This is a genomic window from Chromobacterium sp. IRSSSOUMB001, assembly GCF_023507765.1.
In the GTDB taxonomy this organism is placed as follows: Bacteria; Pseudomonadota; Gammaproteobacteria; order Burkholderiales; family Chromobacteriaceae; genus Chromobacterium; species Chromobacterium haemolyticum.
In genome coordinates, this window is sequence record NZ_JALCYU010000010.1 from 169,064 (window position 1) to 192,093 (window position 23,030).

20 protein-coding genes are annotated in these 23,030 nt (G+C 61.4%); 3 read left to right on the top strand and 17 right to left on the bottom strand.

Features of this window, described 5'->3' with window-relative positions; all coding sequences use genetic code 11:
• Nucleotides 1–174: 174 nt before the first annotated feature.
• The 4 genes from tssC to MOV80_RS14980 all read right to left on the bottom strand — a co-directional run bounded on the left by tssC (nt 175) and on the right by MOV80_RS14980 (nt 5,358).
• Nucleotides 175–1,686 (bottom strand): type VI secretion system contractile sheath large subunit, encoded by a 1,512-nt coding sequence (gene tssC, locus MOV80_RS14965; protein WP_019102292.1) that lies wholly within the window; start codon nt 1,684–1,686, stop codon nt 175–177.
• The gene (tssB, locus tag MOV80_RS14970; RefSeq protein WP_019102291.1) at nt 1,683–2,210 is read right to left on the bottom strand and encodes a type VI secretion system contractile sheath small subunit; all 528 of its coding nucleotides are present in this window, start codon (nt 2,208–2,210) and stop codon (nt 1,683–1,685) included. Before tssB ends, tssC begins: the two co-directional genes overlap by 4 nt.
• Before the next feature lie 30 nt (nt 2,211–2,240).
• Complete coding sequence (locus MOV80_RS14975) at nt 2,241–3,161, bottom strand: type VI secretion system ImpA family N-terminal domain-containing protein (RefSeq protein ID WP_249605263.1); 921 nt, start codon at nt 3,159–3,161, stop codon at nt 2,241–2,243.
• Between the two features lie 1,060 nt (nt 3,162–4,221).
• Entirely contained in the window at nt 4,222–5,358 is a 1,137-nt protein-coding gene (locus MOV80_RS14980) for a DUF4158 domain-containing protein (protein ID WP_081574567.1), read from the bottom strand.
• Nucleotides 5,359–5,874: 516 nt separating this feature from the next.
• Between MOV80_RS14980 and MOV80_RS14985 the strand changes: the two genes are divergently transcribed.
• Entirely contained in the window at nt 5,875–6,291 is a 417-nt protein-coding gene (locus tag MOV80_RS14985; protein ID WP_198001669.1) for a hypothetical protein, read from the top strand.
• A 171-nt stretch (nt 6,292–6,462) separates the two neighbouring features.
• On the opposite strand, the gene MOV80_RS14990 is transcribed toward MOV80_RS14985, so the two are convergent.
• From MOV80_RS14990 to MOV80_RS15020, 7 genes are all read right to left on the bottom strand, one after another.
• Nucleotides 6,463–6,861, bottom strand: coding sequence for a hypothetical protein (locus MOV80_RS14990; RefSeq protein ID WP_019102287.1), 399 nt, complete (start codon nt 6,859–6,861; stop codon nt 6,463–6,465).
• Nucleotides 6,862–7,131: 270 nt separating this feature from the next.
• On the bottom strand, nt 7,132–8,667 hold the full coding sequence (gene purF, locus MOV80_RS14995; protein ID WP_039755384.1) for an amidophosphoribosyltransferase: 1,536 nt from the start codon (nt 8,665–8,667) through the stop codon (nt 7,132–7,134).
• 107 nt (nt 8,668–8,774) lie between these two features.
• On the bottom strand, nt 8,775–9,269 hold the full coding sequence (locus MOV80_RS15000) for a CvpA family protein (RefSeq protein WP_019102285.1): 495 nt from the start codon (nt 9,267–9,269) through the stop codon (nt 8,775–8,777).
• Between the two features lie 5 nt (nt 9,270–9,274).
• Nucleotides 9,275–10,096, bottom strand: coding sequence for an SPOR domain-containing protein (locus MOV80_RS15005; RefSeq protein WP_019102284.1), 822 nt, complete (start codon nt 10,094–10,096; stop codon nt 9,275–9,277).
• A gap of 7 nt (nt 10,097–10,103) precedes the next feature.
• Nucleotides 10,104–11,372 carry a bifunctional tetrahydrofolate synthase/dihydrofolate synthase gene (gene folC / locus MOV80_RS15010; protein ID WP_107731842.1) on the bottom strand — a complete coding sequence of 423 codons (1,269 nt, stop codon included), beginning with the start codon at nt 11,370–11,372 and terminating at the stop codon, nt 10,104–10,106.
• On the bottom strand, nt 11,369–11,812 hold the full coding sequence (locus MOV80_RS15015) for a protein YgfX (protein ID WP_043590671.1): 444 nt from the start codon (nt 11,810–11,812) through the stop codon (nt 11,369–11,371). The genes folC and MOV80_RS15015 overlap by 4 nt, the downstream gene beginning before the upstream one ends.
• A gap of 3 nt (nt 11,813–11,815) precedes the next feature.
• Nucleotides 11,816–12,169 carry a hypothetical protein gene (locus tag MOV80_RS15020; protein WP_019102281.1) on the bottom strand — a complete coding sequence of 118 codons (354 nt, stop codon included), beginning with the start codon at nt 12,167–12,169 and terminating at the stop codon, nt 11,816–11,818.
• A gap of 123 nt (nt 12,170–12,292) precedes the next feature.
• Between MOV80_RS15020 and MOV80_RS15025 the strand changes: the two genes are divergently transcribed.
• Together MOV80_RS15025 and MOV80_RS15030 are read left to right on the top strand one after the other, a co-directional pair.
• Complete coding sequence (locus MOV80_RS15025) at nt 12,293–14,203, top strand: ATP-binding cassette domain-containing protein (RefSeq protein ID WP_019102280.1); 1,911 nt, start codon at nt 12,293–12,295, stop codon at nt 14,201–14,203.
• Nucleotides 14,200–14,760, top strand: a complete 561-nt coding sequence (locus MOV80_RS15030; RefSeq protein ID WP_019102279.1) for a C40 family peptidase — start codon at nt 14,200–14,202, stop codon at nt 14,758–14,760. Before MOV80_RS15025 ends, MOV80_RS15030 begins: the two co-directional genes overlap by 4 nt.
• Before the next feature lie 519 nt (nt 14,761–15,279).
• On the opposite strand, the gene MOV80_RS15035 is transcribed toward MOV80_RS15030, so the two are convergent.
• The 6 genes from MOV80_RS15035 to MOV80_RS15060 all read right to left on the bottom strand — a co-directional run bounded on the left by MOV80_RS15035 (nt 15,280) and on the right by MOV80_RS15060 (nt 23,012).
• Nucleotides 15,280–16,635, bottom strand: coding sequence for a glycosyltransferase (locus MOV80_RS15035; RefSeq protein WP_118267716.1), 1,356 nt, complete (start codon nt 16,633–16,635; stop codon nt 15,280–15,282).
• A gap of 128 nt (nt 16,636–16,763) precedes the next feature.
• A complete protein-coding gene (locus MOV80_RS15040; RefSeq protein WP_081574562.1) occupies nt 16,764–18,401 on the bottom strand; it encodes a methyl-accepting chemotaxis protein in 1,638 nt (545 codons plus the stop codon).
• Nucleotides 18,402–18,867: 466 nt separating this feature from the next.
• Nucleotides 18,868–19,938, bottom strand: a complete 1,071-nt coding sequence (locus tag MOV80_RS15045) for a chemotaxis response regulator protein-glutamate methylesterase (protein ID WP_019103205.1) — start codon at nt 19,936–19,938, stop codon at nt 18,868–18,870.
• Nucleotides 19,913–20,794, bottom strand: a complete 882-nt coding sequence (locus MOV80_RS15050) for a protein-glutamate O-methyltransferase CheR (RefSeq protein ID WP_019103204.1) — start codon at nt 20,792–20,794, stop codon at nt 19,913–19,915. Before MOV80_RS15050 ends, MOV80_RS15045 begins: the two co-directional genes overlap by 26 nt.
• Entirely contained in the window at nt 20,795–21,337 is a 543-nt protein-coding gene (locus tag MOV80_RS15055) for a chemotaxis protein CheW (RefSeq protein ID WP_019103203.1), read from the bottom strand.
• Between the two features lie 13 nt (nt 21,338–21,350).
• Nucleotides 21,351–23,012 carry a methyl-accepting chemotaxis protein gene (locus MOV80_RS15060; protein WP_191186753.1) on the bottom strand — a complete coding sequence of 554 codons (1,662 nt, stop codon included), beginning with the start codon at nt 23,010–23,012 and terminating at the stop codon, nt 21,351–21,353.
• Between the last annotated feature and the right edge of the window lie 18 nt (nt 23,013–23,030).

Here is a 23,030-nt window from a genome sequence, read left to right on the forward strand (position 1 = left end):
TCGTTCCCGCCCCGCGCCAAACCGGCCGTCGTCCAACCCCGCTCACAACTTCGAAAGCCGGGGAGAAACGAGCCGAAAACGCTTGAAAAAACACAATGCGCGAGCGACGCTTGAGCCTTTGGAAACGGCTTCCAACGCGGCGTCACCAACACCCGGCGAACCTGAAGCGGGTTCTCAGCGGGCGCCCTCCTGCTTGGCCGACGGCAGCTTGGAAACCAGCCTCAGCGACACGGTCAAACCTTCCAACTGAAAGTGCGGCCGCAGGAAGAACTGGGCGCGGTAATAACCCGGGTTGTCCGGCAGTTCATCCACCAGCACCTCGGCCGCGGACAAGGGACGCTTGGATTTGGTGATCTCGCTGGAAATGCTCGGGTCCCCGTCCACGTAGTTCATCAGCCAGTCGTTGAGCCAGCGCTGAGTGTCTTCCCGCGATTTGAAGGAACCGATCTTGTCGCGCACGATGCATTTGAGGTAATGGGCGAAACGGCAGGTGGCGAAGATATAGGGCAAGCGCGAGGACAGATTGGCGTTGGCGGTGGCGTCGTCGTCCTCGTACACCGCCGGCCTGTGCACGGTCTTGGCGCCGATAAAGGCGGCCATGTCCGAGTTCTTGCGGTAAACCAGAGGCATCAGGCCGGATTCGGACAACTCATGTTCGCGGCGGTCGGAGATGGCGATCTCGGTGGGGCAATGCAGCTCCACTTCCTTATCCTGCGACGGCAGCACGAACTTGGGCAGCACTTCCACCGCACCGCCGGACTCCACACCGCGGATCTTGGTGCACCAGCCGTAGGTGCTGAAGGCGCGGGTGATGTTGGCCGCCATTGCGTAAGCGGAGTTGGCCCAGCAAAAATCGCTGGCGCGGTTGGGATCCACCTTCTCCTCGAAACCGAACTCCTCTATCGGCTGGGTCTTGGGCCCGTAGGGCACCCGCGCCAGGAAGCGCGGCAGGGTCAGCGCCAGGTAACGCGAGTCGTTGCTTTCGCGCAGCCGGCGCCAGAAGGCGTATTCGGTGGCGGTGAAAATCTTGGACACGTCCCGCGGATTGCCCAATTCGCTCCAGTCGTCCATTTGCAGCAAGCTGGGCGCGGCGGCGGAGATGAAGGGCGTGTGCGCGGCGGCGGCGATCTTGGACATCTCTGTCAGCAAGGCCACGTCCTGAGCACTGTGGTCGAAGTGGTAGTCGCCGATCAGGCAGCCGAAAGGCTCGCCGCCAAACTGACCGTATTCCTGCTCGTAGATCATCTTGAAGATCGGGCTTTGGTCCCACACCACGCCCTTATAACGGCGCAGGGTCTTGCCCAGCTCTTTCTTCGACACGTTCAGGTAGCGGATTTTCAGGTTCTCCGTGGTGTCGGTGTTGGACACCAGGTAGTGCAGGCCGCGCCACGCGCCTTCGAGCTTCTGGAAATGCTCGTTGTGCAATACCAAAGTGAGCTGTTCCGAGATCTTCCGGTCCAGTTCGGCCACCAGTTGCTCCACCGTCTGCGCCACGTCTTCGCGCACCACCACCCGGCTGCGGCGCGCATAGGCCAGCAAGGTCTGCACCGCGCTTTGCACCGCTTCGGCGGCTTCATTGGTGCGCGGTCGGAAAGAACGGCGCAGGATGTCCTTCAATCCGTCGTCTACCGTCGTTTCGGTCTGCCCGGCCGCGGCCGGCGCCAGCATCTCGGCGTGGGTGCTCATTTCGCCTCCCCGTCGGCTTGGACCGCGTCGCCCGGCGCGGCGGCATCGTCCGCGGGCAAATGCAGATCTTTCAGCAGCTGCTCGATCAACTCCTCGGCCGCCACCTTGCCGTCCATATAGGTCAACAATTCCTTCAACTGGCTGCGCGCATCCAACAACACCGCCAGTTCTGGGATCTTTTTCACCACTTCCGCCGGCTCGAAAGACTCCATGGAGTCGAAGCTCAAGTCGATCGGGATCAAGGTTCCGTCGTCGGTGATCACGTTCTTCACGTGGTAGCTGAGTTCCGGCGCGATCTGCGCCATCCGCAGGTCGAAGTTCTCCACGTCGATTTCGGTAAAACGACGGTCTTCCACCGCGCCCAGCGGCTCGGTGTTGTCGCCGGACAAGTCCGCCAACACTCCGGCCACAAAGGGCAGCTCTACCTTTTTCTGCGAACCGTAAACTTCCACGTCGTATTCGATCTGCACGCGGGGCGCACGGCTTTCCCCGATGAACTTCTGCGCATCCTTCTGTCGCGCCATGGCATATGTCCTTTCCCTGATATTGCTTGACTACCCTTGTAAAGACCGGGGGCGATCCAATTTCGCCACCAGCGCATCCGATTCGGCGAACAACTCCGCCATCAACTCTTCAAAACCCGCGCCCAACATCCGCTTGGCGCGCAGCAGAAAGATCGGCGCCGGGTGTCCTGGCTCGTGCTCGCGGAAATACGCAACGATCAAGTCCAGCGCCGCCGCCACCTCCTCTCGGCTCTTCAAGGCGCCGGCCGGCAGCGCGCGCGCCGCCGGGACGGCCTCGCTCAAGCCGGGCACCTCTTCGGGAACCGCGGCAAGCGCCGGTGTCAGCGCCGCTTCCAGCTCATCCAGCAAGGCGATCAGACCGGCGCAGTCAAACTGCTCGGCAAAACCCTCGCTCTCGCTCAGATCCGTCAAGCCGGCCAGGCCGGCGCGCAGTCGGGATAAGTCCCGCAGCGCCTGCTCCCGCGCCGCCGGCCCCGCAGCGGTCGGATCCTTGGTTAATTGGCCGACGCTGACCTCGCTGTCCGCGCTTAGCCGGCTGTGCGCCAGTTGATGCAGGAAGGCCGGTCCGCACAGCCAGGCCAGATGCAAGACATGGGTTTCGCCCGCCGGCGCGTCCGGCTGGCCAGCCGGGCGGATATTTTCCAGCGGCTGCTCCGCGATCGCGCCCAACGCGGCCAAGCCTTCCGCCGCGCCGGCCAAGCCTCTCTGAGCGATCGCCGCGCGCAGCAGCCAGACCCCTACCCGCACATCAGCCGCCTTGCTTAGCAAAGTGCGACACGTACTTTCCACGCTGGTCCAATGGAAGGGTTCCGCGCCCTTGCGCAGAGGAACGTGCCCCACAGCGTCGTATTCGCAGATCGCGGCGTCGACGCGAGCAAAATCGGCGTCGAAATCCAGTTCATCCAAGACAGGGCTTTCCGGCAAGGCGATATCGGCGGTGACATAGCTCATGGTTTCAGCGTTCCTGGCGAAAGTTTTATCTTGGCTGCTGCCCTGCACAGGACAGTCTCAATGTTTTGAATAAGGCGCCGATAAATACGTGGGCCCTTTCACAAAAACTCGAGAACAAAGTTATAAGCAAACGCTTGGGCCTGTCCAAACAAATGGCCGATGGCGGGTTTACCGGTAAACAAAGGGGAAATGGGGGAAAATCGCACGCCAATACAAATGCATAAGCTGTTTTTCATGACGGACACGCATGCAAGCAATCGGCAAATTGCTTAACGAAGCCGTTGAAGACAAGGCTTTCCGAGAAGGGAGTCGGAGACAAAAACACAAGACAAGAACGCCGTGCATGGCTTAATTGGAGCCTACTTTTAATCAGGCTTTAAAAACATACACCTTGTTCACAAGCTGCAGATTTTCTTTACATTTCCACGGAGGCTGACGGAGGCGATCAAGCGCTGGGCAGGCTCGCTTACGTGCGTGCTCGCATAGCCTCGCCCGTTGCCTTACTCAGCTTTGTCGGCCTTCTCAAAAAATTGGATGCGGACACTGGGCAATGTGTAAAATACATACTTATTAGGATAATTTTGAGAAAAGTTTTTTATATTGTGATTTGTTTAATGTAAATTGGCATAAACGGTCAGCTTGCTGAAAGCCTGCCTCGCATTTCAGTTTTATTAAGCCTATACTTAAAAAATCGATGCACGCCTGCTTATGTTCCGCCGCAAAGCGCAAGGTGCAAATTCACATTTTGGTCAAACATTGTTGCATTTGATACACAAAAACCACTTATTAGGAATGGTGCAATTTTTGCACGTTAGCATATTTAGATGATTGAGCACGTCTTGACGGCTTATCTGCATAAATCAAAAACAAGATTAGGGTTATCCCTAATCTAGAGCAATAAAATAAACGATTGTTTAATTTGAAAAGCGTTAAGTAATTTTTATTAAATTCCCTTCCGGCGATAAAAAAAATAAACCCCGCCAAAGACGGGGTTTATTATTGCCTGCAATTGCCTATGAGATTTGTGTCCAGGCCTAATCCGGTACTTGATCAAGTCTTCTCAAGCAAACTCGCCGGCTTCCAACGACTTGCCCACCAGGCGCTCACGCAGATCGAGGATTTCCTTGACCAGGGCGGCGCGTAGTTCCAATACCAAAGCCAGCAAAGTGGCCATGCGCCGGCGCGGCTCCAGCTTGGCCAGATCTTTGGGTTTCATTTGCCGCCCTTCCGTCGCCAGCTTGCCCATTCGCTGTTGCGACACCAGGTTCTGCAGGCCAGCTGGCAGCGATAAAGCATCGATCGCCTTCAGCTTTTCCAGGTTCTGCAGCATTCGCAGCAAAGCCGCGCGTGCCTGCAACACGATGGCCACTAGCGTGGCCATGCGGCGCTGCGGCTCAAGTTCGGCCAGATCATGACAACTCATGCCGTCGCCCGTGCGCGCCAACTCCAGCATCCGCGCCGGCCCCACCAACTGTGTCAAATTCGTAGGCAAGGCCAAGGCTTCCACCACCCTCAAGCGCTCCAGTTGCGGCGCCGCGCCGCGCGTTCGGTCCGAGTTCAGCCGCAGCCAGGCCAATGTCGTCAGCTTTCCGCCCTCCCTCAACTCCAGCAAAGCATCCAGCCGTTCACGCTGACTGCTGCTCAAAGCGTCGTTAAGCCGAGCGTAGACTTGACGCGATCCCAGGGTCAGCGCCGCCGCGCAACTGCGGTCTATCACGCCTATGCTTGGCAAAACGATACGGCGCTCTCGCAGCCAGGACACCATCGCTTGCGCCAAGGTCAACGCTTGATCGGTTTGATTGGCCAGCCTGGTCAGATGACGTAATACCGCCTGGCCGTCTTCGGCTCGGTAAGGTCTCAAGCCCAGATAAGAGTAAAGCTTGACTAGGTGTTCGCGCCGAGTCTGATCGCGGGTGGCGTAGCGCTCCCAGTCCGACTCACTCGCCCCCAACGCGGCGGCTACCCGCCGCAACAACCGCGGAGCAGGCTGGCAGCCTTCGTCCAAAGCGATGCCCGGGTGGCGCAAATAGCACAGCAGCACGGCCACCCCCAGCCGATTGGCGCTGCCGCGGTGCTGCTGAATCAAAGCGAAATCCTGTTCGCTGAAAGCGGTTAACTGATCTAGCTCGTATTCGTCCTCGGGAGGCTCCAGCAAGCTGGCGCGCTCCAATGGCGAGAGCAACGGACGTCTTGGCATGATTCTCTTCCCCTGGCCTTGGCCAATGTGCGAAGCGCCGGCATTTCTTCGGGCCGACTGCTTCGGGTCGGCTCCATCTCTCCGAATGGCGGGCTGGAGCCGGTGAGGCCCTCTACCGGCGCAATTCCCGCCGACGAAAGGGCTAACTAAAACATTGTGAAGACTAGCTTGCTTCTATAGTAAGCAATACTTTGTGATTGACCACCTTTGTGGTAGTTCCCGAAAATATGCCGATTTCTTAATTCCAACGACAAATTAGTCACACGACAAAGAACTACACCCCCAAAAAATGCCAATGTATTTATTTTGAATGTAGCAAAGGAATAAAAACGGCTGGCCGCAATGGGACGCCCAGACGTGAGCGCGCGCGGCGGATGCTCTTCGCGTAAAAAACACGGGAACTTCTGTCATTCCAAACGAATCCCATGCTTCCATAAAGTGCTTAATATTGTCAGTTTCGCCCGCGGCGACGGCTCATGCCTCCAACGCCGCCCGCGCCTTGCAAGGGAGACGCCGATGTTCGAGTCCTGGATCCGTTTTTCCGTACTCCTATCTATAGGAGTGACTGTGTTGTCGCTGGCCATCACCGGCTTTCTGCTGTTTCGCTCTTTCGACTGGACCTCGCAACTACGCGGCCTGTCCGGTCCATGGCAGCGCGAAAGCGTGAAAGACGGTATCAGGCTCAATGCCGACGTGCTCTCGATCCGCCAAACCGGCTTGCTGGTCAACCAAGTGCCGATGATGCGTTTGGAATTGAAGGTATGGCAGGACGGCTTTAGCCGGGATCTGACAATTGAACAACTGATAGATCTAGGCAATATGCCGAGAGCAGGCGAGAAGGTGGAAATCATGGTGGACCGCCATGATCCGTCTCGCGCGTCCTATCTGCGCTTGGCGCCGGCGGGAGACCCGCGCGCAACGCGTTTCCCCTGAGAACGTGTTTACGATCTCTCAGGCCAAGCCACGCCGAGACAAGGCGAAAATGGCTGAGAAAGCGAAGCGTATCAACGGTACATCGGTATTTCGAAGCGGTACGCGCCGCGCCAGGCCTCACAACGCACAGCAGATCGTAAACATGTTCGAGAGATCTAGTTTCATGCGGCGCTAGGCCCGAGTCGATTTTCGCGGCCGCCTTGCGCGCCGCTGCAATAGTTCTTCCAACTGAGCGCTGATTTCCAGCGACGCCCTCACGCCCAGCCCCTGTTGCAGCGCGTCGCGTTGCGGCGGCGCGGCCTGAGCGAACAGCATGGTTTCCCGCAACAAGGCGTTCATCGAATCCAGCCCGCCCTGCGCGTGCGTTTGCAAGCGCGCGTTGATGCGGCGCAGGCTGTCGGCCACGTCGATGGAATCCGTAACCGCGCTATTCAGCCGCATCAGCTGCCCTATCTTCAGATAGTCCTGCAACTTGATGGCTCCGCTCTGGCTCATGGTCAGTACCAGGCCTTCGATGATTCTCTCCAGCGCGGCTTGCCGCGCAACCAGCATCTCCAGAATGTCATCCATATCCACTCCTCAATATCAGGCGCGTCAAAGGCAGACTAACAAGTAAACAGTTTTAAATACATATTAATTTAGACCAGTTTACGCATCTGCTTTAACACGCCGGGTTTTTATCGGCTTATGGCATCAAATATTCAATATGGGAAACGGGTTTGGCAAGCGAAATACCGCAAGACTCAGGCATTGTCAGCGTGGCTGTCGCCAAATTGCGTCGCGGTGACAGACAAAAAAGCGGCGGGCAATGCCCGCCGCCGTTCGGAAGTTAAATCACTATTACATTAAATTCTGTTCAGCCACGTTCAGGTTCAAGTCAATCATCTGCTCGCTGCCGCTCTGCTCCGCCCCCGCCTTGCCGTCCAGCCGATCGGCCTCGATCGCGTCCAGATAAGCCGGCGTGATATCGCCGGTAATGTACTCGCCGTTGAAGCAGGAGGTTTCGTAGCTGCTCAGCTTGGGGTTGACGCTGCTGACCGCTTCTTCCAGCGCGGACAGATCCTGATAGATTACCGCGTCGGCGCCGATCTCTTCCGCGATCTCGGCCTCGTTACGGCCGGTGGCCAGCAATTCCGCGCGAGTCGGCATATCAATGCCGTAGACGTTGGGAAAACGCACCGCCGGAGCGGCCGAGGCGAAATACACCTTCTTGGCGCCGGCGTCGCGCGCCATCTGCACGATTTCCTTGGAGGTGGTGCCGCGCACGATGGAATCGTCCACCAGCAGCACGTTGCGGCCCTTGAACTCGCAAGCCACCGGATTGAGCTTCTGACGTACCGATTTTTTGCGAACCGCCTGGCCCGGCATGATGAAGGTGCGGCCGATATAGCGGTTCTTGATGAAGCCTTCGCGGTACGGCAGGCCCAGGTGATTGGCCAGCTGCAAGGCGCTGGGGCGACTGGTGTCCGGGATGGGCATGACCACGTCGATGTCCAGTTCCGGCAAGGCGCGCCGGATTTTCTCCGCCAGCTTCTCGCCCATCACGATGCGCGCCTGGTAGACCGAGGCGCCGTCAATCACCGAATCCGGCCGCGCGAAATACACGTATTCGAACAGGCAAGGCGCGTGGCGGGTTTCGCTGGCGCAGCTACGGGCGTGGAATTCGCCGTCGAAACCGACGAACACCCCCTCGCCCGGCTGCACGTCGCGCAGCAGATTGAAACCGGAACAGTCCAGCGCCACGGACTCGGACGCGAACATGTATTCGGTCTTGCCGTTGTTGACGCAAGTGCCTATCACCAGAGGGCGGATGCCGTTGGGATCGCGGAAGGCCACCAGACCGTAACCGGCGATCATCGCCACCACCGCATAGGCGCCGCGCACGCGGCGATGCACCGCTTCGATGGCGCCGAACACCGCGTCCACGTTCAGCTCGTTGCCGCTGAGCCGCTGGGTCAACTCGTGGGCGAACACGTTCAACAGCACCTCGGAGTCGGAGTTGGTGTTGATGTGGCGCAGGTCGTGGCGGAACATGTCCGCTTTGAGCTCTTCGGTATTGGTCAGGTTGCCGTTGTGCGCCAGCACGATGCCGAACGGCGAATTGACGTAGAACGGCTGCGCCTCGGCCAGGCAGGAGGCGGAGCCGGCTGTGGGATAGCGCACGTGGGCGATGCCGGCGGTGCCCAGCAGGGAGCGCATATTGCGGGTGCGGAACACGTCTCGCACCATGCCGCTGCCCTTGTGCATGTGAAAGGTCTTGCCATTGGTGGTCACGATGCCGGCGGCGTCCTGACCTCGATGTTGCAGCACCTGCAAACCGTCATACAGCAACTGGTTGACCGGAGCCTGACCGACCACGCCTAGAATTCCACACATCTTTTGCTCTCTTCCCTACAACTTAAAGAAACGGACAAAAAAACAAGACAAAGAAAAAGGCGGAATCTTGAAGTGAAGATATCAAGATATTCCGCCTTGTTCACCAGCTACCCGGTGTAGTGGAGGTTATCGGCCAGCATCGCCGGTAACCAGGGCCTTAATGATAAGGCCACCGATTCAAATGGCGCCGAGAGCACGGCATTCCTCCACATGGGTTGTCGCGGCAGATCGCTCAAGCCGCCCACCAAAACCAGGGCCGTCACCAGCACCAGCCCGCGAGCCAGGCCGAACACCGCCCCAAACAATCGATTGATTCCGCCCAGTCCCACACTGTCCAGCATGCCGGTCAGCGTGACCCGCAGCAAGGCCGTGGCCAGCCAGGCCAGGAAAAACACCGCCACGAATCCAGCCACCAGCCGTAAGCCTTCGGAACTGAGTTCGCCAGGCAAAAACGCCGACACCACAGGCGAAAACTGCTTGGCGCACCAAAAAGCGATCAGCCAGGAACCCAGCGACAGCACTTCGGCCACCAAGCCGCGCATCATCGCCACCAGGATGGAGCCGGCGATGATGGCGATGGCAATATAGTCGAAGATGGTCATGACGGCTACTTGGTCACGATAATGCCATTAACGCCGGCCTTGGCCAGCTTCTGCAAAGTGGCTTGCGCCTCGGCGCGGCTGTTGAACGGCCCCACCCGCACTCGGGTCACTTCGCCCTTGCTGGTCTGCACCTTGCTGAAATGGGCGGACACGCCTATCGACGACAACTTGGATTTCAAGGCGTCGGCCTTTTCCGGGTCCGATAGCGCCGCCAACTGGATCACCGATTTGCCCTCGCTCTTGGCGGAGGGCTCCTCTTTCTTCGCCGCGGGCTTGTCCAGCGAGTCGAAGCGCCCCTCAAGGATGGCCGCCGGGTCCGGTTTGCGCGCCGGCTTTTCATCCAGCTTGATCTCAGGCTTTTTATGCTCGGGCTTGGCTTCGGGCTTGGCCGGTTTTGGCTCCGGCTTGTGTTCGGGTTTGGGCTTGGCTTCCGCTTTCGGCTCGGCTTTGACTTCCGGCTTGGGCTCCGGTTTGATCGCGGGGGCCGGTTGCACCGCCGGCATGGCCGGCGTCATAGAAGACAGATTGGCCGCCAGTTCGGTGGCGCCGGGCTTGGACGCAGGCGAGACTTCGGCCAGCGCCGCGGAAGCGGGCTGGGCCGGCGGCGGCACGGTGCCCGCCGGCGCTTCGGCGTGATTGGCAGCCGGCGCGGAAGCGCCCGCGCCCAGCACTTCTATGGATTCCGGCTTCATCTGCTGCTCGGGCAGGCGGCCCACGACATTCCACAAAACGACGGTGGCGACGGTAACCAATACCACAGCGCCCACCAGACGGCGTCTGGCGCGCTTACGCAACAGGATCAACTCCTCGTGGGTGGATAAAGCCATGCTTTCCTCAAGCCGGGTGTTGCCGGGCTTCCATCACCTCGGCAACGGTGTGGAAGGAACCAAAAACGACAATTCTATCACTCTCCTCCGCCTGCGATAAGGCCGCCGACCAGGCTTGCGCCACCGTGGCGAAGGATTGCACCCGCGCGATGCCCATTTCCGCCAGCCTGGCGGCGATGCGCTCGCCGCTCTGGCCGCGCGGCATGTCGAGGCCGCCGACGAACCAAGCGTCAAACTCTTCCCGCGCCAAAAACGCCACCTGCTCCAGATCCTTGTCCTCCAGCATGGAGAACACCGCCAGCCGGTTGCGGGCGAACGGCAGCTGTTTCAGGCTGGCCGTCATCGCCTTGACCGCGTGCGGATTGTGACCCACGTCCAGCACCACCGCCGGGCGACCCGGCAGCACCTGGAAGCGGCCCGGCCACTCCACCTCCAGCAGGCCGCGCTTAACCGCTCCCAGGCTCACCGGCAAACGAGGCTTCAAGCACTCCAGCGCCGCCAGCGCGGCGGAGGCGTTGATCATCTGATAACCGCCGCGCAAGGCCGGCAGAGGCAAAGCGTGGCGGTGGGCGTCGCCCATATGGAAGGACCACTGGTTGTCCATGCGCTGATAGCCGAAATCCGGCCCGTACAGCTTCAAATCCGCGCCAATGGCCCGCGCGTGCTCGATCAGACGCCGCGGCGGATTCGGGTCCGCGCACAGGGCCGGCTTGCCAGCGCGGAAAATGCCAGCCTTCTCGAAACCGATATCCTCGCGGTTGTCGCCCAAGATGGCCTGATGGTCGATATCCACGCTGACCACCACCGACACGTCCGGTTCAAAGATGTTGACCGCGTCCAGGCGTCCGCCCAGCCCCACTTCCAGCACGATCACATCCACCTTTTCCGCAACGAAGCTGTGCACCGCCGCCAGGGTGCCGAATTCAAAATACGTCAGCGAGGTGTCGCCGCGCGCGGCGTCTATCGCCTCGAAGCTGGCGACAATGCGCTCGTCGCTGGCCGGGGCCAAATCAATGGCGATGCGCTCGTTGTAGCGCAGGATATGAGGAGAGGTGTAAGTGCCCACCTTGAAGCCGGCGCAACGCAACATCGCGGACAGCATCGCGCAGACCGAGCCCTTGCCGTTGGTGCCGGCTACCATCACCACAGGGCAAGACGGTTGCAGATTCATTGCGGAGCGCACCCGCTCCACGCGGGCCAGGCCCATATCGATGGCGGTGGCGTGCAGGCTTTCCTGCCAGCTCAGCCACTCGGCCAGAGTCTTGTGTCCAGTCATTTCGTCTCAGTATCGTCCGCGGCTTGAAACCACAGCAAATAAGTCCGCAAGCGGCGGCGGCCGTCCGCCGGCGCCGAATCCGGCCACAACATCACTGCGCGCCGACGGCCGCCGATGCGCACATTCAGCACCGTCAGCCACGGGGTGACAAAGCAGTCGTCTAGCATGCTGGCCGGCAGAGGGGACTCGCGCCACAAGCGCAAACGCCCCAGGCCGTCCACTTCCAGCCGTCTGAAACGGCCGGCGTCGCCCCAGCCGTCGGCGTGCAAGGCCCGCCAGAGCAAGAAGGCCGCAACCGGCAACACGGCCAGCCAGGCCGGCGGCAGGTGGCGGATCACCGCCCAGCTCAGCAGCGCGGCGGCGGCCGCCGTCAGCGCCAGCCAGAGGCGGGAGGGCCTCAGTTCGAAGCCGAAAGGCTCCAGCCGCTGCCGCCGGCTCATTGCTTAGAGATCCAGCGCCGGGTTGTTGCTGATGTCGGCGTCCACGCTGTCTATCACCGTGGAATGGATCTCCACGTCGAACCACTCCCAGAAGGCCTTCAAGGACAGATCCTTGGGCCATGTTTCTTCGTCCTCGTACCAGGACGCCAGTTCCATCTTGAACAATTGTTCATAGATTTCGTCGATGTAGGCGACGCCCTCTTCCGGCTCGTCGAACTCCGGCAGCAGGATCACGGTGCAGTCGGTGCGCAGGCTGTCCAGCGCCAGATCCATGTCGTTGTCCGGGGCCTGGTTCAGCCAATCCAGGAACGGTTGTTTCGGTTTGATCACGGCCACCGAGCGGTCAACGAAGTACATAGCATGCCTTTCATTCAAGTTTGGCCGGCATTGTAACAGCACAAACCACGCGGCGCTAAGCGTGGAAGCGTGACCGGCATGTTACAATCCGTGCATTTTTCCATACAGAAAACAACACGCACCATGGCTCTGATTACCGTCGAAAAAGCCTGCCTGGCTTTTGGTCACCACGCATTGCTGGATAACGTCGATTTTGCGCTGGAGCCGGGCGAAGTGGTCGGCTTGATCGGCCGCAACGGCGCCGGCAAGTCCTCGCTGCTCAAAAGCGTGGCCGGCGCGGTGGCGCTGGACGACGGCCGCGTCAACATCAAGGGCGACGTCAAGGTAGCCTATGTGCCGCAAGAGCCGGAGCTGGCCCCGGAGCACACGGTGTTCGAAGCCGTGGCCGAAGGCCTGGGCGACTTGAAAAGCCTGCTCACCGAGTACCATCAGGTCACCCATCAACTGACCCAGGCGGACGCGGACCACGAACAGACGCTGACGCGGATGGAGCATATCCAGCACGAACTGGAAGCCCGCGGCGGCTGGCAGTTCGACGCGCTGATCTCCTCCACGCTCTCGCATCTGAACCTGAACCCGGACGCGCGGATCAGCGAACTGTCCGGCGGCTGGAAAAAACGCGTGGCTTTGGCGCGCGCGCTGGCCGCCAAGCCGGACGTGCTGCTGCTGGACGAGCCCACCAACCACCTGGACGTATCCGCCATCGAATGGCTGGAAACCCTGATCAAGAGCTATGGCGGCAGCGTGCTGCTGATCACCCACGACCGCCGCTTCCTGGACAACGTCGCCACCCGCATCGTGGAGCTGGACCGAGGCATTCTGCGCAGCTATCCGGGCAGCTTCTCCAGCTACCATGTGCGCAAGGCGGAAGAACTGGCCATAGAGGAAGAGCAGAACCGCATCTTCGACAAATTCCATGCCCAGGAAGAAGTGTGGATCCGCAAGGGCATCGAGGCGCGCCGCACCCGCAACGAAGGCCGCGTGCGCCGGCTGGAAGCCATTCGCCGCGAGCGTTCGGCGCGGCGGGAGCGCGTGGGTCAGGTCAACTTTCAGCTTAACGCCGGCGAGCGCTCCGGCAAGCTGGTGGCGGAGCTGGAGCACGTCAGCAAGGGCTTTGAGGGCAAAACCCTGATCCGCGACTTCACCACCCGCATCCTGCGCGGCGACAAGATCGGCCTGATCGGCCCCAACGGCGCCGGCAAAACCACGCTGCTCAAACTGATTCTGGGCCAGCTGGACGCGGACAGCGGCAGCGTCAAGCAAGGCAGCAAGCTGGAAATCGCCTATTTCGACCAGTTCCGCGAGCAACTGGACGAAGACAGCAGCGTGGCCGACATCATCAGCCAGGGCAACGACTTCGTGGAAGTCGGTGGTGTGAAGAAACACGTGATGAGCTATCTGGAAGACTTCCTGTTCTCGCCGCAACGCGCGCGCAGCCCGGTGCGTTCCTTGTCCGGCGGCGAACGCAACCGCCTGCTGCTGGCTCGGCTGTTCACCCGCCCGGCCAATGTGCTGGTGCTGGACGAGCCCACCAACGACCTGGATATCGACACGCTGGAACTTCTGGAAGACGTGATCGCTCAATATTCGGGAACCGTGTTCCTGGTCAGCCACGACCGGGCTTTCCTCGACAACGTGGTCACCCAGGTGATCGCCTTCGAAGGCAACGGACGGCTGGAAGAATATCCAGGCGGTTACCAGGACTGGATCGACACCAAGGCGCGCATGGCGGCGATGAAACCCGCGGAAAAGCCCCGGGAAGCCGCCGCTCCGCAGGAAAAGGCCAAGGACAAGCCCAAATCCGCGCGCAATAAACTGTCCTACAATGAGACGCGAGAACTCGCCGCGCTGCCGGACGAGATCGCCGCGCTGGAAACCGAGCAAGCCAGCCTGAATCAGCAATTGCTGGACCCCAACTGCTACCGCGACACGCCCAAGGAGGCCATCGCCTGGCAGCGCCGGGTGGAGGAAATCGACGAATTGCTGATGGACAAGCTGGCGCGCTGGGAAGAACTGGAGTCAAAGCAACAATGAGCAAAACCCTGCCGCCTTCGCCTTCTTCGCCGCTGGACCGGCGCGCGCTGCTGCGCGGCGCCGCGCTGCTGTCGCTGGCCGGCTTGCTGGCCGCCTGCGGCACCACGCCCTCCAAGGTGGCGGGCGGCCGAAAACCCCGTCCCTCCGGCGACCTCAGCCTCTCCGGATTGAAAGCCGACGGCGCCAGCCGGGAAATCCTCATCTACACGCTGGGCCTGCTGGGCCTGGACTACAAGTTCGGCGGCACCAACCCCGAGGCCGGTTTGGATTGCAGCGGCATGGTCGGCTACATCTACCAGAACGCCGTCGGCGTCACGCTCCCGCGCACCGCCGCCGAAATCGCCAGCGTGGCTCGCCCCATCCCGGACAGCCGTATGCGGGTTGGAGACCTGGTGTTCTTCAACACCATGAATCGCCCGTTCTCCCATATGGGCATCTTCATAGGCGACGGCAAGTTCGTGCACGCGCCGCGCACCAATAGCTCCATCCGCGTGGCGCGGCTGGACAACAGTTATTTCGCGGCCCGGTATGAGGGCGCGCGCACGCTGTTCAGCTAAGAAGCTGTTCAAAGTCTGCTGCGCTTCGGCGATACGGTGTTGAAACTCGCTTCGAAATGCTCATGTACCGCATGTACATTCCGCTTTCTCAGCGGGTTTCGCCTTGTCTCGCTCTAGCTCGCTAGACTTTGAAAGCCGCATAAAGCTTGCTGCGCTTCGGCGATACGGTGTTGAAACTCGCTTCGAAATGCTCATGTACCGCATGTACATTCCGCTTTCTCAACGGGTTTCGCCTTGTCTCGCTCTAGCTCGCTAGACTTTGAAAGCCGCATAAAGCCTGCTGCGCTTCGGCGGGATTTTAGACAAAGGCGCTGAAACCCGCTTCGAAATGCTCATGTACCGCATGTACATTCCGCTTTCTCAGCGGGTTTCGCCTTGTCTCGCTCTAGCTCGCTAGACTTTGAAAGCCGCATAAAGCTTGCTGCGCTTCGGCGATACGGTGTTGAAACTCGCTTCGAAATGCTCATGTACCGCATGCACATTCCGCTTTCTCAGCGGGTTTCGCCTTGTAGAGCCTCGTCACCCCTCCGCCAAGGCCGGCCTGGCGCCGGTTTTTTCCGCCGCGCGTCCGGGTTTCCCCAGCAAGGCCTCCTCCACGCAGTCCAGCGCCCGCGTCGGCTCCGCTTCGGCCGCCATGCGCGCGGCCAGTTCGCGGCAGGCCCGGTCCGCGCCCGGCCCGCTCAGCAAGCGGGCCAGCACGCGTTCCATCCGCCGCGCGGACACGCGCTGCGCCAACAACACCTCGGCCACGCCCAAGCGCTTGGCGCGCTGGCCGTTGTCGAACTGATCGTAAGCGTAAGGCACGATCAATTGCGGAATTCCGGCGCGCATCGCGTCCGCCATGGTGCTGACGCCGCCGTGATGCGTCAGCGCCGCCACCCGCGGCAACAGCGCGGCGAAAGGCGCGTGCGCCTGCCACAGCACGCTGGCCGGCAAAGCCGGCGGCAACTGCGCCTCGTACGGCGTGATGAAGATCCCGCGCCGGCCCAGCTGCCGCAAAGCCCGCAGCGCGGTGCCGAAGAAGGCCGCCGCGTGCCGATGCCCAGTGCCCGGCGTGAACACGATGGGCGCATCGCCAGCGGCCAGAAAGGCCTCCAGCTCGGCGGACAGCCCCGCGCCCTGCTGCGCGGCGGGCAGCAGGAAATCCCCTTCGAAGAACGGCCGCGGCCAATCCGGCTGCAAGGCGGCGAACCAACGGGGAAACAGGCCCACCGAGGCGTTGGGGGCTCTCAGCATATGCTCGAAAAAATGCGGCTCCGCCGGCAGGCCGCGCTTTACGCGGGCCGCGTTCAGGCCGGGCAAGGTCTGAGCGTTGAACCAACGATGCAGAGCCCACCACAACAGGCCGGCTCCGGCCGGCGGCAACCAACCGGGAATCCGCAACGAGCCCAGGGTGAGCAGGTCGTGGCGGCTGCACAGATTGGACGGCGCGAGATAGGCCGTCACAATGCGCAAATTCGGCCGCGTTGCTCGCGCCAGCGCCGCCATCGGCACCAAGACGGGGTGGCACAAGACCACGCAGTCCTCATCCGCCGGCAGATCCCTCACCCGCTCCCGCAAGGCGTCCAGATCCGGAACCAAGCTACCCCAGAGCACGCCCCAGCTCTTGCGCTCATGCCATAGATCGGGGTTGTCCAGCGCCGCCTGTTCCCGCTCGATGCTACCGAACAGCCAGTACGGCAAGCCGGCCGCCCGCGCAGCTTCCTCCTGCAAGGCCGGCGCCAGCATTCGCACCCGGTGGCCGCGCTCGCTCAAGCCGCGCGCCAGCGTGACGAAGGGCTGCATGTCCCCGCCAGTGCCGCTGGAGGCCACGATGATCAAAGGACCGCGCGCCGGGTCCGCGCCGGCATGCGACAACGACAACTCCCGCTCCATGACCCGCCTCCTTCCTTTGGGACGACAAGCCACATTACGTCAATGTCATTTATTTGGCAAAAAGAAAACCGCCTCGAGGGCGGTTGCGTACACACAGTACTGCGCGCATCGTGACTTTGAACAGGCGCTTATAGCGTGAACTGCTGCACCACCCCGCGCAGCGACACCCCGCGCTCCAACAGATTCTCCACGCCTTGCTGCGCCTCTTCCGCCGCAAGCCGGTTTTCCTCGGCCGAGCTGCTGACCGACTCCACGCTGCCGGCCAGGTGCTGGGAGGCGTTGGCCTGCTCTCGCACCGCCGCGGAGATATCGCCCATGCCGCGCGACACGCCCTGAATCTGAACCGAGAAGCCCTGCAAGGTGTCCTGGGCCTCGCCTGCGTGATTGACGCTGGCATCCACGCGGTTCACCGCCGCGCGCATGCCGGAGATGGCGGAAGCGGAATCCTGCTGCACGGAATCAATCATCGAACCGATCTCCACCGTGGCGTTGGCCGTGCGCTCGGACAGCTTGCGCACCTCATCGGCCACCACCGCGAAACCGCGGCCCTGTTCACCGGCCCGCGCCGCCTCGATCGCCGCGTTCAAGGCCAAGAGATTAGTCTGATCCGCGATATCCTTGATCACCGCCACAATCATATTGATCTCATTGGTGCGCGAATCCAGTTGATCCAGTTTGCCGGCCAGCTGGGTCACTTCCTGCTGCACCGTCCGCATGCCCTCCACCGCGTTCTGAATATATTGCACCGTGGTCTGGGTCTGTCCTTCGAACGAAGACATCAGCTTGGCCGCGTCCTCGGCGATTTCCGAGACATGGGCGATGCTCACCGCCAGCTCTTCCACCGCCGCCGCGCTGCCGCGCACATCTTCCGCCTGCTGGCCGGAACGCGCGGCCACGCCGCCCACCAGTTGATCTATATGCTGGGACTCGCTCTGCACCGCGTCGGATTCGCCGCGGATCTCCAGCAGGCGCTGACGCAGCGCCTCCATGAAAGTATTGAACGAAGACGCGATTCGGCCCACTTCGTCTCGGCTGCGCACCGGCATGCTGCGCGCCAGGTTCCAGTCGCCGCCAGCCAGCTGTTGCAAGGCCACGTTCAACTCATTCACCGGCCGCACCATGCGATTGGCCAACAGCAAGGCCACCAGCTGGGACATCAGCAACAGGCCCAGGCCCACCGCCCCGCTTTGCCACAACACCTGAGTGCGCAAGGCCTCCACTTTTTGCAAGGAGGTGTCCACCCCCACCACGTAGCGCATGCCGCTGGCCGAGGTAAACGGCACGAACACCGAACGGAACAGGCCGAACTCGCCCTGGTACTCCTCGTACTGGACGCTGCCGCTATTGAAGGCCGCGGCCAGGCCGGCAGGCACATCTTTGTACTCGGCAAGGAACCACTGTTGGTACTGGCCGGACTTCACCTCGTTCGGGCTGGCGGAAGAACTGGTATACAGCACCCGGCCGCCGCGCTGAATGGTGGAATACGCGTAAGCCAAGCCGCTGTCCCTCGCAAAATCGGTCAGTTGCTTGGTGGTGACCTGACTATTGGGATTGCTGTCCGGCAATTGATCGTGGAAATTCTCGCCCACCATCTGACGCGCCGCGTAGGCGGCGGTCAGCAAGGTCTGATCCACGCCTTTCATTTCGGAGTCCACGGTGCTGCGATAGGCGTAGATCGAATAAACCGCCACAATCAGCAAGCTCACCAAAGTAAAAGCGGCGGATAGTTTGGCCCGCAAGCCCCAGTCCTTGTTCAAGACACTCATACGGATGCATTCCCTCGACATTCATTCCAAAAACAACTCCCCGCCGGCGGTGCATCCGGGACGCGCCGGACCGGCGCCGCAAGTCCAGGCAGTGGATCATTCAGTAATCGACAAGAGGCGATGACGACGCCGCAAAGTGATGCGGAGCGAGCGGGGAAAGATAGACAGGCGGCGACGCAAGGACAGGCAGCCCGTTGCGGCGGCGAGCGCTGAATATGGAAAGTGATGATAACGCCAATTAAACGCGAATCAATGCGGCTGGCTTTGGTAGTTTGCACATAGCAAGTGCATAATCGCTTTTTCTCCAGATAAAGCGACCCAGCTCCGCTTTGTTTTTAAAGGATATTTTACAAATAAGCCCCAGCAAGCAATGGCGTTTACGTAAAAACACCTATCGTCGCTGTATCTATCTTCAGGCCCTGCGTATCCCAGCCGCCCGGCGGGTGGCAAATAGCCTCACGGGTTCTCAGGCGCGCAAACCCTGCAACAACCTCGCCAACCGCTCCAAGGACATCACCTCGTCCACCCCGCCGCGGGCGATGGCCGCCTGCGGCATGCCGAACACCACGCAAGAGGCCTCGTCCTGCGCCAGCGTGCGCGCGCCGGCGTCATGCATCTCGCGCATGCCGCGCGCGCCGTCGTCCCCCATGCCGGTAAGAATCACCCCCACCGCATTCGCCCCTGCGCTCACCGCCACCGAACGAAACAGCACGTCCACCGACGGCCGGTGCCGCGACACTGGCGGCCCGCCCTTGACCTCGGCCACAAACTGCTTCTGCCGGCGGTGCAGCAACAAATGCTGGCCTCCCGGCGCAATCAACACCGTGCCGGCGCTGACCACGTCGCCGTTCCTCGCCTCCCTCACCTCCACCTGGGCCAGTTGGTTGAGGCGGCTGGCGAAGATGGACGTGAAGCCCTCCGGCATATGCTGCACCACCGCCATGCCCGGGCAGTGCGGCGGCAAGCGTTGCAGCAGGAACTCCAGCGCCTGGGTGCCGCCGGTGGAAGCGCCCAGCGCGATGACGCGCTCCGTGCTCTGGGCCGGCCGGCGGCGCTCCGGCGGCGCGTCCAGGATGGCGTCGGCGGTCAGCTTGGGCGCTGGATAACCGGACGGCGCCGCTTGCTTCAACGCTTCCACCCTCACCCCCGCAGCCGCGTACACCTCCTCCACCAGCCGTTTGGCGTTCTCGGCGAAATTCGTCTTCGCGTTGACCAGCGGCTTGAGCAACACGGACACCGCGCCGGCGCTCATCGCCTCCAGCGACACCCGCGCGCCCTCGGTGGTCAAGGCCGAGCAAACAACTACCGGCGTGGGACGCTCCGCCATCACCTGACGCAAAAAGGTCAACCCATCCATTCGCGGCATCGCCAGATCCAGAATGATCACGTCCGGCCAGCGGATTTTCATCCGATTCATCGCGTAAATGGGATCCGGCGACGCGCCCAGCAGCTTGATGTCCGGCGCGGTGGCCAGCATTTGGCTCAGCATCTCGCGCGCCACCGCGGAGTCGTCAACTATCAGAACACTGATGCTCATCGATTCGTCCGCTCGCAAGATGGGAGTCCAGTCGATAACGCGACGGCGCCTCTTGCGCCAGAGGCAGCGCCAGGTGCCGGATGGATTCCGAATGTCCGATGATCAAATGCCCGCCCTGCCGGAGTTTGTCGCATAACGACAGCAGGACTCGCAGCTTGGTGGCCTCGTCGAAGTAAATCAGCACATTGCGCAGGAAAATCACATCGAAATGGCTATGGGCGAAGTGGGAAGCGTGCAGCAGGTTCAGATTGGAAAAGTTCACCTTCTTCGCCAACTCCGGCGCCACCCTCACCATGCCTGCGTACTCGTCGCGGCCTCGCAGGAAATAACGCCGCCACAGTTCCGGCGGGGTCTTGCGCGCGCGCTCCACCGTGTAGACCGCGCGCCGGGCCAGGTGTGTGACCCGGGTGTTGATGTCGGTGGCGTACACCCGCCAATTGCCCTGCAAGCCCAGCGCCTCGGCCAGAATCATCGCCACTGTGTACGGCTCCTCCCCGGTGGAACAAGCCGCGGACCACACCCGAAACTCGCCCTTGCCCTGCAAGCGCGCCGCTTTTTGCCGCAGCCAGAAAAAATGTTCCGGCTCACGGAAAAAATAGGTTTCGTTGGTGGACAACAGATTGATCGCGTACTGCCGCTCCGCCTCGTTGGCCGGGTCCGAAATCAAGCGCCAGTAAGCCGCGTAGCTGTTCAGGCGCAAATGGCGAATACGCTTGGCCAGCCGCGACTGAATCAGCGAGCGCTTGCTCACGGGCATGGAAATGCCGGCGGTCTGGTAGATAAAGCGGCGCAACTGGAAAAACTCCCCATCCGTCAGCAAGGGCGTGGCGGCCAGCGACTCCTCCAGGGCAAGCATCTATAGCGCCTCGATGTCGTCGCTCAGAAACTGCTGAGTCACCGCCTCCGCCATCTCGCTGAGCTCGGACACCGACAGCGCCTGGCGCACATTCAGCAAAATGGCGAAGCGCTGATTGATGGTGGCGATGCCCTGGATGAAGTCGCTGCGGATATTGGAGCCGAAACTGGGCGAGGGGTCGATCTCGCTTTGCGGGATCTCCAGCACCTCGCACACCGAATCCAGCAAGATGCCGATGTCCGCGTAACCGCCCTCCAGCCCCGGCAGCGAAAGAATGGCCACGCAGGTGGACGCCTTCAAAGCGGTCTGGCCGCGGCCGAAGCGCACCGACAAATCGATCACCGGCACCACCGCGCCGCGCAGATTGATGATGCCGCGCACGAAATTGGGCATCATCGGCACCTCGGTGATGCCGTCGAACTCGATGATCTCCCGGATGAAGTTGATCTGAATGCCGAACAAATCCTCGCCCAGAATGAAAGTGACGCAATGGAATTTCTGGCCGCCACCGTCCTGGCCGGCCGGCTGTTCGCTGTTTCTCATCGCCGCGCTCCTCTCAATACTTGGAGAACTTGTCCTCGTCCACGCTCAGGTCCATGTCGTCATCGTCTTCCATCGGCGGCGGCGGCGCGGCCTTGCCGGCGTGCAAGTGCCCTATGTGCACCATGCGGGACTTGCGTCCGCGGGTATTGCGCAGCTTGAACTGCTGCATCAGCTCCTGCAACTGCATCGCCGCGGAGCTCAACTCCTCGGAGGTGGAGCTTAGCTCCTCGGCCGAAGTGGCCGAGGACTGCATGCCGCTGCTGATCTGCGTCACCGCGCTGTTGATCTGATCAATGCCGGAGCGCTGCTCGCGCGAGGCGGCGGAAATCTCCTGCACCAGGCTGGCGGTCTGATCTATGCCGGGCAGCATCTCTTGCAATAGCGTGCCGGCCTTCTCGGCCACGCTCACGGAACGGCTGGCCAGATCGCCTATCTCCCTGGCCGCCACCTGGCTGCGCTCCGCCAGCTTTCTCACCTCCACCGCCACCGTGGCAAAACCTTTGCCGTGCTCGCCGGCGCGCGCCGCCTCGATCGCCGCGTTGATGGCCAACAAATCCGTCTTGTTGGCGATATCGTTGATCACCGTGATCCGCGACGCGATCTCCTTCATCGCGTGCACCATATCGCTGACCGCGCTGCCGCCCTGAGTTGCGCTGGACGCGGACTTGGACGCAATGCCCTCGGTTACGCGCGCATTGTCCGCGTTCTGCGTCACCGTGGCCGCCATCTCCTCCACCGAGGCGCTGGTCTGCTCAATGCTGGACGACAGCTCGGACGAGGTTTGCGCCAGGGAATTGGCGGTGGACGACACCTCCTCGGACGCCGAGCCTATCGCCTCCGACATCGCGCTGACCTCGGACAGCGTCTCTGACAAACGGTGCGCCATGGACTTGATCGAATACAACAGGCTGGAGTTATCGTCCGGATGCAGCTTCACCGGCACGGACAAATCCCCTGCCGCCACCCGGCTCACCACCTGCACCGTATAGGACGGGTCCCCGCCCAGTTGCTTGAGCAGGCTGCGCGTCACCATCACCCCCAACGCGATGCTCAACAATATCGCCGCCACCGCGATGCCCACCAACATCCGCAAAGCGTCCGTGCTGATGACCTTGGTTTCCACCAACGAGTTGTCGGCCAGCTTGGCGTTCAGGTTCACCAGTTCGGTCAGCACCGCGTCTACGGCCTGAAAGGCTGGCCAGCCCTTCTCCGCCATCAGCTTCAGCGCCAGCTTGTTGTTCTCGCCGTCGCCGCGGTCGGTGTAGGACAAGCGTTTCACTTCGGTGGCGTAAGGCTGATAAAGGGCCCAGGCGGCGTCGAAGCGACGCAGCGCGTCCACCTCCGGCGGCGTCAGGTCCGTCTTGCGGTAAGTGTCCAGGCTGGCGTTCATGCTCTTGTCAAAGCCCGCCATCTCCAGGTCCACCGCGTCCATCATTTTAGTGTCGCTCTCGGCGATATAGCGGTACAAAGAGCGGTTGCTCGCCATGGCGTAGCGCGCCGCGTTGCCGATATCCTTTATCGGCGTCAGCTGATTATCGAACAGATTCACCATCACCGCGGTGATGCGCTCGGTGGCGGAGTAACTGACAAAGCCCAGCGCCAGCAAAAAGCACAGCACCACGCCAAACGAAAGACCCAGCTTGGTCTTGACCTGCGCATTGTGAAACCACTGCATGGCTACCTCCCGGCGCGC